This is a genomic window from Streptomyces sp. NPDC050504 (assembly GCF_044458065.1).
Classification (GTDB): Bacteria; Actinomycetota; Actinomycetes; order Streptomycetales; family Streptomycetaceae; genus Streptomyces.
In genome coordinates, this window is sequence record NZ_JBITHO010000001.1 from 23,843 (window position 1) to 36,904 (window position 13,062).

Below are 13,062 nucleotides of genomic sequence, written 5' to 3' on the forward strand. Positions count from 1 at the left end.
TTGGGCGGGGGCGGTGGATACCGGCCGACCTGCGGATCGACCCTCCTGTCCGCGGCGGAACCCCTAGCATCGGTACGTGATCGATGTGCGACTCGACGTGAACGGCACGGTCCATCGCCTCGGCCTCGACCCGAGGACCAGCCTCCTGGACGCCCTGCGCGAACACCTGGCGCTGACCGGCGCCAAGAAGGGCTGCGACCAGGGCGCCTGCGGCGCGTGCACCGTGCTTGTGGACGGCGACCGCGTGCTGGCCTGCCTCACGCTCGCCGTGACCTGCGAGGACCGCGAGGTCGTCACCGTCGAGGGGATCGACCACCCCCTCCAGGAGGCGTTCGTCCGGCACGACGGCCTCCAGTGCGGCTTCTGCACCCCGGGCCAGATCTGCTCGGCCGTCGCGCTGCTCGCGGAGACGGCGCGCGAGACCGGCGGCTCCGGCGCGCCGCTCGACCGGCAGCGCATCCGGGAGGCGATGAGCGGCAACCTCTGCCGCTGCGGCGCCTACAACGGCATCGTCGACGCGATCGAGGAGGCGGCGCGCGGATGAAGCCGTTCACCTACCTCCGCGCGACCACCGTCGAGGAGGCCGTCGCCGAGGGCTCCCGACCCGGCGCGAAGTTCCTCGGCGGCGGCACCAACCTCGTCGACCTGATGCGCGGCGGGATCGAGCACCCGTCGACCGTCGTGGACCTCAACCGGCTGCCCCTGGACCGGGTCGAGGAACTGCCCGACGGCGGGCTGCGCGTCGGCGCGCTCGTCAGGTCCGCCCGCCTCGCCGCGCATCCGCTGGTCCGCGAGCGGTACCCGCTGGTCGCCGACGCGCTCCTGGCGGGCGCGTCGCCGCAGCTGCGGAACATGGCGACGGTCGGCGGCAACCTCATGCAGCGCACCCGCTGCCCGTACTTCTACGACCTCGCCGCCCGCTGCAACAAGCGCGCGCCCGGCGCGGGCTGCGACGCGACCGGCGGCCCGGGGAACACCGCCGCGCTCCTCGGGGGCGGCGCCGCCTGCGTCGCCGTGCACCCCTCGGACCTGTGCGTGGCGCTCGTCGCGCAGGAGGCCGTGGTGGTCGCGACGGGACCGGGCGGCACCCGGCGCGTCCGCATCGGGGACTTCCACCTGCCGCCGGGCGACACCCCGCACGTCGAGACCGGGCTCGCCGCCGACGAGCTGATCACCTCGGTCGAGCTGCCCCCGCCGCACCCCGGACGCGCGGCCTTCCGCAAGGTGCGCGACCGGGCCTCGTACGCCTTCGCGCTCGTGTCGGTGGCCGCGTCGCTGGCGGTACGGGACGGAGCCGTCGCGGACGTCAGGCTGGCGCTCGGCGGCGTGGCCACCGTCCCGTGGCGGGCCCACGAGGCGGAGCGCGCGCTGCTCGGGGCGCGGGCCGATGAGGCGGCGTTCGAGACGGCGGCCCGCGCGGAACTCGCCGGGGCGGCGTCCGAACCGCGCCACGCCGCCCGCGCCGCGCTGGCCCGGCGCACCCTCGTCGCCGTCCTGAGGAGCCTGGCATGAGCGACCGCACCGGCACGAGCGACCGCACCGGAATGAGCGACCGCACCGGCACGAGCGGCACCATCGCCCCCGCGCCCGCCGACACCCCCGCCCCCGCCCCCGCCGACGGCGGGCAGCGCTCGGGCCGCTTCGTCGGACGGCCCCTCGACCGCGTGGACGGCCCCGCGAAGGCGGCGGGCACGGTCCGCTACACCGCCGACCTGCCCGCGCCCGGCGCCGCCGAAGGCCGCCCCCTCGCCCACGCCGCGCTCGTCCACTCCACCGTCGCCCGCGCCCGCATCACCGCGCTGCGCACGGACGAGGCCGAGGCGGTGCCCGGCGTCGTCGCCGTCCTCACCCACCGCAACGCCCCCGTCCTGCGCGTCCCCGCACCCGGCTGCCTCACCTCCGACGAGGTGCACTGGAACGGCGAACCCGTCGCGGTCGTCGTCGCCGAGACCCCCGAGGCGGCCCACCACGCCGCGTCCCTGGTCGGCGCCACCTACCGGGAGCTGCCCGCCACCACCGACTTCACCGCCGAGGCGCACCACCTGCCCGAGGTCGTCCCGCCCGCCGCCGCCACGGTCGACCGCGTCTACACCACCCCGTACCTCAACCACCACGCCATCGAGCCGCACGCCACCACCGCCGCCTGGGACGGCGACCGGCTCACCGTCCTCGACACCACCCAGAACGTCCACGGCACCCGCGCCCACCTCGCCCGCGCCTTCGGCGTCCCGGCCTCCGGGGTGCGGGTCAGCGCGCCCTTCGTCGGCGGCGGCTTCGGCGGCAAGATCAGGGTCTGGCCCGGCACCGTGCTCGCCGTGCTCGCCGCCCGCGCGACCGGCCGACCCGTACGCCTCGCCCTCACCCGCGAGGCCGTGACCCGCACGGTCGGCTGCCGCTCGGCCACCCGCCAGCGCCTCGCGCTCACCGCCGGGCCCGACGGCCGGCTCACCTCGCTCAGGCACTGGGGCACCGGCTACCTCCCCAGGACGGGCGGCGACGAGGAACAGACGGTCTCGCCGTCCCGCCACCTCTACGCCGCGCCCGACCTCGCCCTCACCCAGCGCAGCGTCACCCTCGACCTCGTCCCCAACACCTACATGCGCGCGCCCGGCGAGGCGCCCGGATCCTTCGCGCTGGAATCGGCCGTCGACGAACTGGCCCGCGAACTCGACCTGGACCCGGTCGAGTTGAGGCTCGTCAACGAGCCGTTGACCAACCCGGACGACGGCCGGGAGTTCTCCCACCGCAGGGTCGCCGAGTGCCTGTGGCGCGGCGCGGAGCTCTTCGGCTGGGCCGACGCGCGCCGACCGCGCCCCGACCCCGGGGGCCGCTGGCTGACCGGCACCGGCTGCGCGGTCGCCTACCACCCCTCCTGGCGCTTCGACGCCCGGCTGACCGTACGGCTGCACGCGGACGGCACGGTCCTCGTGCGGTGCGGCTTCCACGAACTGGGCATGGGCGCGGCGACCGCGCAGGCCCAGATCGCCGCCGACGAACTGGGCGTGGACGTCACGGCGGTACGGATCGAGTACGGCGACACCGCGCTGCCCACCGGGCCCGGCGCGGGCGGCTCGGCACAGACCGCGACCGTCGCGGGCGCGCTGCTGCGGGCGTGCGCCAAACTGCGCCGCCGCATGCCCGTACCGCCGGGACGCCCGTACGTGGAGGCGTCCGTCGGCTGCGGCACCGGACCGCTCGGTCTCGCCGAGCGCGCCGCCGACAGGGCCGCCGGGCTCGCGCGGCGGCTGCGCGAGCGGCGCCGCGCCGTGATGCGGGCGGCGTCGGGCGCGCACTTCTGCGAAGTGCGGGTCGACCGGGACACCGGGGAGGTGCGGGTCGTCCGCTGGAGCGGGACGTACGACGTGGGCACCGTCGTCAACGCCAAGCTCGCCGGGAGCCAGCTGCGCGGCGGCATCGTGATGGGCATCGGCATGGCGCTCAGCGAGGAGACCCTGGTCGACCCGAGGAACGGCCGGGTGGTCAACCCGGGGCTCGACGGCTACCGCGTCCCGGTCCACGCCGACGTGCCCGACATCGAGGTGGCATTCCTGGACGACCCGGACCCGACCATGCCGCTCGGGGTGCTCGGCGCGGGGGAACTGGGGGTGACCGGCGCCGCGGCGGCCGTCGCGAACGCGGTGTACGACGCGACGGGACGACGGGTGCGGGAACTGCCGATCACCCCGGAGAAGGTCTGGGGACCGTAGCCCCCTTCGGCCTGCCGCGCGAGACCCCCTCCGGGCCTGCCGCGCGCCCTAGCGCAGCGCGCTCTTCGCCTGCCAGTCCGCCCACGACAGGTTCCAGTTGCCGTAGCCGTTGTTGAGCGCCTGGGTGCCCTTGGCCTCGGACCCGGTGACCTCCATCGGGTCGCCGACCTGCACCTCGCCGTAGATCCACCCGGCGTCCGCGTCGCTCATGCCGACGCAGCCCGAGCTGCGGTTCGCGTTGCCGAAGTACCCGGCGTTCCACGGCGCCGCGTGCGCGTACATCCCCGACCACGTCATCCGCATCGAGTAGTCGACCATCTTGTCGTAGGCGTCGCCCAGGCCCACCGTCTCGGAGCGCATGTTGATCGTGCCCTCCTTCGACATCAGCACCATCTTGCCGCGCCACGACGCCTTCTCGCCGCCGGGCGTGCCCGCCGACATCGGAACGTCCTTGACGACCTGCCCGTCGCGCACCAGCTTCAGCCGGTGGCCGTCCAGGTCGACCTTGACCAGCTGGTTCTTCCCGATGGTCAGGTTGGTGGTGTAGTCGCGCACGAACCAGCCGCCGTCCTGGCCCGAGTCGACGCCGTCGAGCTTCGCGTCCAGCGTCACCTTCGTACCGGACTTCCAGTACTCCTTGGGACGCCAGTCGACGCGGTCCTTGCCCGACCAGTCCTGCATCCAGCCCCAGGAGCCCTCGGTGTTGTTCGAGGTCGTCACCTTGAGGGCCTTCTCCACCGCCGCCTTGTTCTTCACCGGGTGGTCGAAGACGATCGACAGCGGCTGGCCGATCCCGACCGTGGAGTTCTTCCCCGGGACCAGCGTCAGCTTGTTGACCTTCTCGGCCGCGGCCGTCGCGAACGCCGCCTTCGCGCTGCCGCCGCCGTCCGTCTTCGCCGTGATGTCGTACGAGGTGCCCGGCGCCGCGACCCGCTCCGACGTCCAGGTCCGCCCGTCGGCGGACATCTTGCCCGCGAGCGGGACGCCCTTGCCGTCCTCGTCCTTGGCCGTCGCCGTGACCTGCGCGAGCTTCCCCTCGGCCAGCGTCACCGTGACCGGCTGTCCCGCCCGAGCGGCCTGCCCCTGGAGGTTCACCGAGATCTTCGGGGGCTGCTCCGCCTTCAGGTCGGCGGCGCCCCTGCCCCCGTCCCCGCCCTTGCCCCCGCCCGAACAGGCGGAGAGGGCCGCGGCGAGTACAGCGGTGCCGACGGCCAGGGTGCGGGGACGTATGCGGCTCAACGGGACTCCTCCATTGCAGTGATGACAATCAGGGAGACTCGGGAGCCGGGGCGATTGGTTGCGGGCCTTTGGTCACCGATGTCCGGGACCAAAGTCCCGAACGGGGCGGGCAGGGGAGAGGATGTTGACCCTGACACCGTGTGAGGCCCTGAACTCGGAGACATCATGTTCACCATCGGAGACTTCGCCAGGCACGGCCGGGTGTCGGTCCGCATGCTGCGTCACTACGACGCCATCGGACTGCTGCGCCCCGCCCGTACCGACCCGTTCACCGGCTACCGCCACTACGAGGCGGCCCAGCTCGCCCGGCTCAACCGCGTCATCGCGCTCAAGGACCTCGGCTTCACGCTCGAACAGGTGCAGCAGATCCTCGACGACAAGGTGAGCACGGACGAGCTGCGCGGCATGCTGCGCCTGCGGCACGCCGAGCTGGAGGCGGCGATGGCCGCCGCGGCGGCGCGACTGGTCCAGGTCGAGGCGAGGCTCCGCACCATTGAGAGCGAGGGGCACATGCCCACGAACGACGTCGTAGTGAAGAGCGTCCCGGCGGTCCGCGTCGCCGAGCTGACCGGTGTCGCGGCGAGCTTCGGGCCCGAGAACATCGGGCCGGTCATCCAGCCGCTGTACGGCCGGCTGTTCGCCGCGCTGGAGGCGGCGGGGGTCACCCCGGCCGGGCCGGGGATCACCTACTACGAGGACGCGCCCGAGGGGGACGGGGCGGTACTGGTGCACGCGGCGGTCGTCGTGTCCGCGGCGGCCTCGGCGGGCGAGGGCCACGACTTCTCGATCGTCGACCTGCCCGCGGTCGAGCGGGCGGCGACGGTGGTGCACCGGGGGTCGATGGAACGGATCGTGCCGACGGCGCAGGTGCTGGCGCGGTGGGTGGACGACAGCGAGTACCGCTCCGCGGGGTATCCGCGTGAGGTCAACCTGGAGTGCCCGGAGGACCCGGAGCAGTGGGTGACGGAACTCCAGGAACCGCTGGCGACGCGGTAGCGGTTACGGGGGTGTGGCCCGTCGCCTGCGGCGGGCTGCACCCCGCCCCGCCCCTTTTTAGGGGCGCGGGGAACGGCGCGAGGGTGGGGCAGATGCCGCGCGTACCCACTGGCCCCGCAGGGCCCCCGGAGGGTTTCGGGAAGGGGCGGGGTGGGGAACGCCCCGCGCAGCGGAACCCGCGCCCACCCGCACCCAGACCCGCACCCGCGCCCGCGCACCGCTCCCCCCGCCGCGCGCCCCGCGCACCGGCACGCCCTCTTGCCCCCGCCCCCGGCGCCCCCCACGCTTCCCCCATGGACACCTTCGCGCTGCCCCACCAGCTCATCGGCACCGGCTCCCACCCCGTCCTGGCGATCCACGGCTGGCTCGCGGACCGCTCCGCGTACTCCGCCGTCGCCGCCGACCTGGACACCGCCGCCTTCACCTACGCCCTAGTCGACCTGCGCGGCTACGGCGAGGCCAAGGACGCGCCGGGGCAGTACACGACCTCCGAGGGCGCCGCCGACGTCCTGGCGCTCGCCGACCGCCTCGGCTGGGAGACGTTCTCGCTCGTCGGGCACTCCATGGGCGGCTCCGTCGCCCAGCGCGTCCTCGCCGCCGCCCCGCACCGCGTGCGCCGCCTCGTCGGGGTGTCCCCGGTCCCCGCGAGCGGACTGCCGATGCCCGACGAACAGCGGCGGCTCTTCCAGGAGGCCGCCGAGACCCCGGCCAACCGCCGGGTCATCTTCGACACCACCACCGGCGGCAGCCGCCCCGCCGCCTGGCTCGACCGCGTCGTGCGGCAGTCCGTCGAGCGCAGCGACCCCAAGGCGTTCCGCGCCTGGTTCGACTCCTGGGCGGGGGAGGACTTCCACACCGAGATCGCGGGCAGCGAGGTGCCGGCCCTCGCGATCGCGGGTGCCCTGGACCCGGCGCTGAGCGCCCGGCTCATGCGCGAGACCTGGCTCATCTGGTACCGCAGGGGCTCCCTCGTCGAGCTGCCGGGCGCCGGGCACTACGCCATGGACGAGACGCCGCTCCAGCTGATCCGCACGGTGGAGGACTTCCTGCGCGCATGAGCGACCTCCACGTGCGCCCCCGCGCACTCGACGTGTTCGACCCCCGGGTGTACGCGCGGGGCCTCCCGCACGCCGTCTTCCGCGCGCTGCGCGACGCGCACCCCGTGCACCGGCAGGAGGAGCACGAGGTGCTGGGCTGGCCGCCGGGCCCCGGCTTCTGGGCCGTGACCCGGCACGAGGACGTCGTCCGCGTCCTCAAGGACTCCCGGACGTACTCCTCGCGGCTGGGCGCCACCCAGATCCGCGACCCCGACCCCGCCGACCTGCCGTTCATCCGGCGCATGATGCTCAACCAGGACGTCCCGCACCACGGACGGCTGCGCCGCCTCGTCAGCCGGGCGTTCGTACCGGGCCGCACCGACCGCTTCGAGGCGGCGGCCCGCCGACGGGCCGGGGAGCTGCTGACCGCCGCGCGCGAACGGGGACCGGCCTTCGACCTCGTCGCCGCCGTCACCGACGAGTACGCGCTGCTCAACCTCACCGACCTGCTCGGCGTCCCGCACGGCGACCGGGCCCTGCTCCTGGAGTGGACCGAGCGGGTCATCGCCTACCAGGACCCCGACGAGCCCAAGGTCACGGGGCCCGACGGACGGCCCGTCAACCCGCGCTCGCCCGCGATGCTCGCCGAGATGTTCGCGTACGCCCAGGAACTCGCCGCCCACAAGCGCCGCAGCCCGGCAGACGACGTCATGACCTCGCTCGCGCACGGCGGGCTCGACGACGGCGAACTGGAGATGTTCTTCTTCCTGCTGACCGTCGCGGGCAACGACACCGTGCGCGCCGCGGCCCCCGGCGGCTTCCTCGCGCTCGCCGAACACCCGGACCAGCAGCGTCGGTTGCGCGAAGGGTCGACCGGCATCGGCACCGCGGTCGACGAACTGCTGCGGTACCACCCGCCCGTCCTCAGCTTCCGCCGCACCGCCGCCCGCGACACCGGGCTGCGCGGGCGGCGGATCCGCGCGGGCGACAAGGTGGTGGTCTTCCACGCGTCCGCCAACTACGACGAGCGGGTGTTCACCGACCCGTACGGCCTGGACCTGGCCCGGACGCCCAATCCGCACGTCTCCTTCGGCGACGGTCCGCACGTCTGCCTCGGCGCGCACTTCGCCCGGCTCCAGCTGCGCGTGCTGCACGAGGAGGCGCTGCGGATCCTGCCGCCGTACGAACTCGCGGCGCCGCCGCGCCGGTTGGTCTCCAACTTCATCAACGGCGTGAAGGAGCTGCGGCTGTCAACCGGCACGGTGTGAGGTGCGCGGCGCGGGCACCGGCGACTGCGCCGCCCGCGTCACGTCGAGCACGGTGTCGACCACGTCGGGGCCGTACGCCTGCGAGTTGCTGACCTTGAGCAGCAGGCAGAAGGAGTTGTTGCCGTGCTTGCGCGCCAGCTTCTCGTAGTTGCGCGCGAGATAGCGGGTGGCGGCCTGGTTGGTGATGGCGCTCTGGCCGCAGAAGACGAAGACCGGGCGGGCGTCCTGGCCCGCCGTGAGTCGCGCCAGGATGACGTGTTCGCTGGTGCCGGGCTCCATGCGGTAGCGCTCGGTGCCGATCTGGAAGGCGGCGCGGTCGGGGCCGGGTTCGGGGTCGGTGTTGATGCGGATGCCGGGGAGCAGGCTGTGCAGGTGCGCTGCCATCCGGCGATTCGAGACCGGCCCGCCGACGCAGAATTCCGTGCGTTCGCCGAAGCCCTGCTGGGTCAGGTCGTGCTGGATGATCTGGGCGTGCGCCCCGCAGTCCTTGATGAGGACGGAGAGTTCGAGCAGCGCGAAGACGTCGAAGCGGTGGACCGCTCCGGTGCCTCCCGCGTCGCGGTTGACGACGAGCAGGCTCTCCGAGTTCTTCGGCAGCCCGAAGAACCTCTGCTTGCGGCGCAGTTTCCGCCGCCAGAGGTAGGTGCGGGTGAACCAGCCGATGGCGGCGCTGAGGCCGGCGGCTATGACGCCCAGCACGATGTTGCGTACGTCGTCGGTCATGGGCGGGCATGTTAGCGGTCCCGCTCCCGCTTGTCCGGGAGCGTCCTGGCGGGGCGGCCACGGGGGAGTTACCCTGCGCGGACGTCTCGTCGCAGGAGGTACGCATGCGCCGCACAAGCGCGCGGAATGTGTCGTTTCTGGCCGTAGCGGCCACTGTGTTGACCGTCACGGCGGCCGTGCCGCCCGAGCGGGCCGCGGGTGCGGTGGACCCGCCGCCGAAGAGTCCCGTCGCCACCGGCTGGGGAGGCGCGGTGGCCAGTGTGGACGCCGACGCGTCGGCCGCCGGGATCGAGGTGCTGAAGAACGGCGGCAACGCGGTGGACGCGGCCGTCGCGACGGCCGCCGCCCTCGGCGTCACCGAGCCCTACTCCGCCGGGATCGGGGGCGGCGGCTACTTCGTCTACTACGACGCGAAGCGGCGCGCCGTGCGCACCATCGACGGCCGTGAGACCGCCCCGCACAGCGCGGACGCGACGCTCTTCCAGGAGAACGGGCAGCCGATCCCCTTCGCCGACGCCGTCACCAGCGGCCTCGGCGTCGGCACCCCCGGCACCCCCGCGACCTGGCGGGCCGCGCTCGACTCCTGGGGCAGCAAGCCGCTGCGTCAACTCCTCAAGCCCGCCGAGCGCCTGGCGCGCGAGGGCTTCGTGGTGGACGGCACGTTCCGGACGCAGACCGCCGCGAACGAGGCGCGCTTCCGGGACTTCCCCGACACCGTGAAGCTCTTCCTGCCCGGCGGTCAACTGCCCGTCGTCGGCTCGGTGTTCAAGAACCCCGACCTGGCCCGCACCTACCGCGAGCTGGGCCGGAGGGGCATCGGCGAGCTGTACGAGGGCGAGTTGGCCGAGGAGATCGTACGGACCGTGCGCAAGCCGCCCGTCGATCCGGCGTCCACCCGCGTCGTGCGTCCGGGCGACCTGACGGGCAAGGACCTGCGGCGGTACGAGGTGGAGCGGCCCAGGCCCACGAAGGTCGACTACCGGGGGCTCTCCGTGTACGGCATGGGCCCGTCCTCCTCGGGCGGCACCAGCGTCGGGGAGGCGCTCAACATCCTCGAACGGACCGACCTTTCGCGCCTGTCGGACGCCAAGTACCTGCACCGCTACATCGAGGCGAGCCGGATCGCCTTCGCCGACCGGGGCAGGTGGGTCGGCGACCCGGCGTTCGAGGACGTGCCGGAGCGGGAGCTGCTCTCGCAGCGCTTCGCGGACGCGCGGGGCTGCCTGATCAAGGACGACGCCGTGCTGACCAGCCCGCTGGCCCCGGGCGACCCGCGCCACCCGGTGCCCTGCGGCACGAAGGGGGCGGCGGCCCCGACGACGTACGAGGGCGAGAACACCACGCACCTGACGGTGGCCGACAAGTGGGGCAACGTCGTCTCGTACACCCTGACCATCGAGCAGACCGGCGGCAGCGGCATCACCGTGCCTGGCCGCGGCTTCCTCCTCAACAACGAGCTGACCGACTTCTCCTTCGCCCCGGCGAACCCGGCGGTCCACGACCCGAACCTCCCCGGGCCCGGCAAGCGGCCGCGCTCCTCGATCTCCCCGACGGTCGTCCTGGACCGGCAGGGGCGCGCGGTACTCGCGCTGGGCTCCCCGGGCGGGGCGACGATCATCACCACCGTCCTCCAGTCGCTCACCGGCCACCTCGACCGGGGCCTGCCGCTGGTGGACGCGATCGCCGCGCCGCGCGCGAGCCAGCGCAACCAGCCGACGACCGAGCTGGAGCCCGAGCTGTGGAACAGCCCGGTGCGCGCGGAGCTGGAGGCGATCGGCCACGCGTTCCGGCTGAACCCGGAGATCGGTGCGGCGACCGGCGTGCGGCGGCTGCCCGACGGCCGCTGGCAGGCGGCGGCCGAGAAGGTCCGCAGGGGCGGCGGCTCGGCGATGGTGGTGCGCGCGGGGTAGCCGCGAAGGGCGGGTGGGGCGCGGGCGGGGCGCCGGGGTTCCCGGTGCCCCGCCCGGTCCGCTCACAGCCGCGTCAGGATGCGGGGTCCCGCGTCCGTGATCGCCACCGTGTGCTCCGCGTGCGCGGCCCTGCTGCCGTCCGAGGTGCGCAGTGTCCAGCCGTCCGACGCCTCGTAGTAGTCGTCGCGACCGCTGCCGATCAGCATCGGCTCGATCGCGAGCACCATGCCGTGCCGCAGCGGTACGCCCCGGCCGGGCCGCCCCTCGTTCGGCACGGACGGGTCCTCGTGCATCGACCGGCCCACGCCGTGCCCGCCGAAGCCCTCGGGGATGCCGTAACCGGCGCCGCGGCACACCCGGCCTACGGCGTGCGCGATGTCGCCGATGCGGTTGCCGACGACGGCCGCCGCGATGCCCGCCTCCAGGGCCTCCTCGGCGGTGGCGATCAGCCGGGCGTCCTCGGGGCGCGGCGTGCCGACCGTGAAGCTGATCGCCGAGTCGCCGACCCAGCCGCCGAGCGTGGCGCCGCAGTCGATGCTCACCAGGTCGCCGTCGCGCAGCCGGTACTCGTCGGGGATGCCGTGCACGATCGCGTCGTTGACCGACGCGCAGATCACGGCGGGGAAGGGGGTCGTGGCGAAGGAGGGGCGGTAGTTCAGGAACGGCGAGCCCGCGCCCGCCTCCTTCAGCACCCGGCGCGCCGCCTTGTCGAGGTCCAGGAGCGAGACGCCGACGGCGGCCCGCTCCCGCACCGCCGTCAGGGCCTGCGCCACGACCCGGCCCGCCTCGCGCATTTCTTCGATGGACGTGTCCGTCTTCAGCTGTACCATTCCAATTACTATACCGGTATTAGAATGGGGTCATGGTTCGCACCCCACTGACTCCCGAAGAGCACCGCCGAGGCGAGCAGCTCGGCCTCCTGATCCGCGAGGCGCGCGGCATCCGCAGCATGGCGGACGTCGCGGCGGCGGCCGGCATCTCCGCCGAGACGCTGCGGAAGATCGAGACCGGCCGCGCCCCGACGCCCGCGTTCTTCACCGTGGCCGCGCTCGCCGGGGCGCTCGGCCTGTCCATGGACGAGCTGATCGTGCGCTGCGCACTGGTGCCCGCCTGACCTGCGGTCCCGCCTGACCCGCGGTCCGGTCCGGGGCGGTTACTTCGAGGGCGCCGACGCCAGTCTGCGCTCCAGCTCGTCCAGGACCTCCCTGGCCGCCGCGATGCCCGCGCTCAGCTCCGCGCGCTCCTGTTCCCGCTCGTGGTGCGCGGCCCCCGCGCGCCTCGCCTCCCGCTCCCGCGCCTTCTCCTCCTGCTCCATCTCCCGGGCCTGGTCCATGGACTCGATGACCACCCCGATCAACATGTTGACCAGGAGGAACGAGCTGAGCAGCGCGTACGAGCCGTAGTAGACGATCGACCAGGGCGAGATCGCCAGGCCCGCGTGCACCGCGTCGCCGAAGCCGTCGAGCGTCATCAGGACGAAGAGCGTGAGCACCGCGCGCCCCAGCGATCCGAAGTGCCCCGGGTCGACGTCGCCGAACCAGGCCCAGCCGAGCATCGCGTACAGGTAGAGCAGCAGGGAGCCCACGAGCAGGAAGCCCGCCATGCCCGGCAGGCTCTTGCCGATGGCGGTGACGATGATCCGCAGCTGGGGCAGGAAGCGGACCGCGCGCACCACCCTGGCCAGCCTGAGGAGCCGCAGCAGGGTGGTGTTCTGGCCGCCGAACGGGGCCAGCGCGATCCCGACGACCAGCGCGTCGAAGACGTTCCACGGATTGCGGAAGAAGTCGGCCGGCCGGTCGAGGTGGGCCAGCGCGCGCACCAGGATCTCCACCGTGAACGCCACGAGCAGCAGGTGTTCGAGGGAGTGCAGCTGCTGCCGCCAGCCGGCCGCGAGGCCGGAGTACGTCTCCAGGCCGAGCAGCACCGCGTTGAGCGCGATGGCCGCGACCCCGGCGGCGGAGAACCAGGCCGCGTCCGCGATCCTCCCGGCCCGTACGGCCACCGCCCCTCGCCTGCCGCTGCCACTTCGCTGGGCCCGCCCGTCGAGCGTCCTGGCACCAGTCGTCATGTGTGGGCTCATCTCTCGCTTTCCCCTGTGTTCCGTCGGCCGTATCGGTGCCCCGCGGAGCGCCGTCCGGTGTGCGCCCCGCTCTGCACCGGGCAACCTGCTCGGCCCGTCGGG

12 protein-coding genes are annotated in these 13,062 nt (G+C 73.8%); 8 read left to right on the plus strand and 4 right to left on the minus strand.

Annotated features, from left to right (window positions below):
• The first annotated feature begins 79 nt into the window (after positions 1-79).
• From ACIBNE_RS00070 to ACIBNE_RS00080, 3 genes are read left to right on the plus strand one after another with little or no spacing between them, the layout of a single operon-like run.
• A complete protein-coding gene (locus ACIBNE_RS00070) occupies positions 80-544 on the plus strand; it encodes a (2Fe-2S)-binding protein (RefSeq protein WP_399269963.1) in 465 nt (154 codons plus the stop codon).
• Positions 541-1,512 (plus strand): FAD binding domain-containing protein, encoded by a 972-nt coding sequence (locus ACIBNE_RS00075; protein WP_399267716.1) that lies wholly within the window; start codon positions 541-543, stop codon positions 1,510-1,512. The genes ACIBNE_RS00070 and ACIBNE_RS00075 overlap by 4 nt, the downstream gene beginning before the upstream one ends.
• The gene (locus ACIBNE_RS00080; protein ID WP_399267718.1) at positions 1,509-3,707 is read left to right on the plus strand and encodes a xanthine dehydrogenase family protein molybdopterin-binding subunit; all 2,199 of its coding nucleotides are present in this window, start codon (positions 1,509-1,511) and stop codon (positions 3,705-3,707) included. The genes ACIBNE_RS00075 and ACIBNE_RS00080 overlap by 4 nt, the downstream gene beginning before the upstream one ends.
• Before the next feature lie 48 nt (positions 3,708-3,755).
• On the opposite strand, the gene ACIBNE_RS00085 is transcribed toward ACIBNE_RS00080, so the two are convergent.
• Positions 3,756-4,946, minus strand: a complete 1,191-nt coding sequence (locus ACIBNE_RS00085; RefSeq protein ID WP_399267720.1) for an Ig-like domain-containing protein — start codon at positions 4,944-4,946, stop codon at positions 3,756-3,758.
• Positions 4,947-5,111: 165 nt separating this feature from the next.
• Here ACIBNE_RS00085 and ACIBNE_RS00090 point away from each other — a divergent pair, with 165 nt between their 5' ends.
• The 3 genes from ACIBNE_RS00090 (at position 5,112) to ACIBNE_RS00100 (ending at position 8,247) form a co-directional block, all read left to right on the plus strand.
• A complete protein-coding gene (locus ACIBNE_RS00090) occupies positions 5,112-5,942 on the plus strand; it encodes a MerR family transcriptional regulator (RefSeq protein WP_399267722.1) in 831 nt (276 codons plus the stop codon).
• Between the two features lie 293 nt (positions 5,943-6,235).
• Positions 6,236-7,000: an alpha/beta fold hydrolase gene (locus ACIBNE_RS00095; protein WP_399267724.1), complete on the plus strand. Its 765-nt coding sequence runs from the start codon at positions 6,236-6,238 to the stop codon at positions 6,998-7,000.
• Complete coding sequence (locus ACIBNE_RS00100; RefSeq protein ID WP_399267726.1) at positions 6,997-8,247, plus strand: cytochrome P450; 1,251 nt, start codon at positions 6,997-6,999, stop codon at positions 8,245-8,247. Before ACIBNE_RS00095 ends, ACIBNE_RS00100 begins: the two co-directional genes overlap by 4 nt.
• Here ACIBNE_RS00100 and ACIBNE_RS00105 read toward each other — a convergent pair.
• The gene (locus ACIBNE_RS00105) at positions 8,230-8,970 is read right to left on the minus strand and encodes a hypothetical protein (protein ID WP_399267728.1); all 741 of its coding nucleotides are present in this window, start codon (positions 8,968-8,970) and stop codon (positions 8,230-8,232) included. The genes ACIBNE_RS00100 and ACIBNE_RS00105 overlap by 18 nt on opposite strands.
• Before the next feature lie 104 nt (positions 8,971-9,074).
• Here ACIBNE_RS00105 and ggt point away from each other — a divergent pair, with 104 nt between their 5' ends.
• Positions 9,075-10,880: a gamma-glutamyltransferase gene (gene ggt / locus ACIBNE_RS00110; RefSeq protein ID WP_399267730.1), complete on the plus strand. Its 1,806-nt coding sequence runs from the start codon at positions 9,075-9,077 to the stop codon at positions 10,878-10,880.
• A gap of 62 nt (positions 10,881-10,942) precedes the next feature.
• On the opposite strand, the gene map is transcribed toward ggt, so the two are convergent.
• Complete coding sequence (gene map, locus ACIBNE_RS00115) at positions 10,943-11,710, minus strand: type I methionyl aminopeptidase (protein WP_399267732.1); 768 nt, start codon at positions 11,708-11,710, stop codon at positions 10,943-10,945.
• Positions 11,711-11,742: 32 nt separating this feature from the next.
• On the opposite strand from map, the gene ACIBNE_RS00120 reads away from it, so the two are divergent.
• Positions 11,743-11,994 (plus strand): helix-turn-helix domain-containing protein, encoded by a 252-nt coding sequence (locus tag ACIBNE_RS00120; RefSeq protein ID WP_399267734.1) that lies wholly within the window; start codon positions 11,743-11,745, stop codon positions 11,992-11,994.
• 39 nt (positions 11,995-12,033) lie between these two features.
• Here the strand turns inward: ACIBNE_RS00120 and ACIBNE_RS00125 are convergent, their stop codons facing one another.
• Positions 12,034-12,948, minus strand: coding sequence for an ion transporter (locus tag ACIBNE_RS00125; protein WP_399267737.1), 915 nt, complete (start codon positions 12,946-12,948; stop codon positions 12,034-12,036).
• Between the last annotated feature and the right edge of the window lie 114 nt (positions 12,949-13,062).

What these genes read in the sequence shown, in the direction of transcription:
- ACIBNE_RS00075 (WP_399267716.1), top strand. Translation starts at nt 541, where the DNA reads ATGAAGCCGTTCACCTACCTCCGCGCGACCACCGTCGAGGAGGCCGTC.
- ACIBNE_RS00080 (WP_399267718.1), top strand. Translation starts at nt 1,509, where the DNA reads ATGAGCGACCGCACCGGCACGAGCGACCGCACCGGAATGAGCGACCGC.
- ACIBNE_RS00090 (WP_399267722.1), top strand. Translation starts at nt 5,112, where the DNA reads ATGTTCACCATCGGAGACTTCGCCAGGCACGGCCGGGTGTCGGTCCGC.
- ACIBNE_RS00095 (WP_399267724.1), top strand. Translation starts at nt 6,236, where the DNA reads ATGGACACCTTCGCGCTGCCCCACCAGCTCATCGGCACCGGCTCCCAC.
- ACIBNE_RS00100 (WP_399267726.1), top strand. Translation starts at nt 6,997, where the DNA reads ATGAGCGACCTCCACGTGCGCCCCCGCGCACTCGACGTGTTCGACCCC.
- ACIBNE_RS00105 (WP_399267728.1), bottom strand. Translation starts at nt 8,970, where the DNA reads ATGACCGACGACGTACGCAACATCGTGCTGGGCGTCATAGCCGCCGGC.
- ggt (WP_399267730.1), top strand. Translation starts at nt 9,075, where the DNA reads ATGCGCCGCACAAGCGCGCGGAATGTGTCGTTTCTGGCCGTAGCGGCC.
- map (WP_399267732.1), bottom strand. Translation starts at nt 11,710, where the DNA reads ATGGTACAGCTGAAGACGGACACGTCCATCGAAGAAATGCGCGAGGCG.
- ACIBNE_RS00120 (WP_399267734.1), top strand. Translation starts at nt 11,743, where the DNA reads ATGGTTCGCACCCCACTGACTCCCGAAGAGCACCGCCGAGGCGAGCAG.
- ACIBNE_RS00125 (WP_399267737.1), bottom strand. Translation starts at nt 12,948, where the DNA reads ATGACGACTGGTGCCAGGACGCTCGACGGGCGGGCCCAGCGAAGTGGC.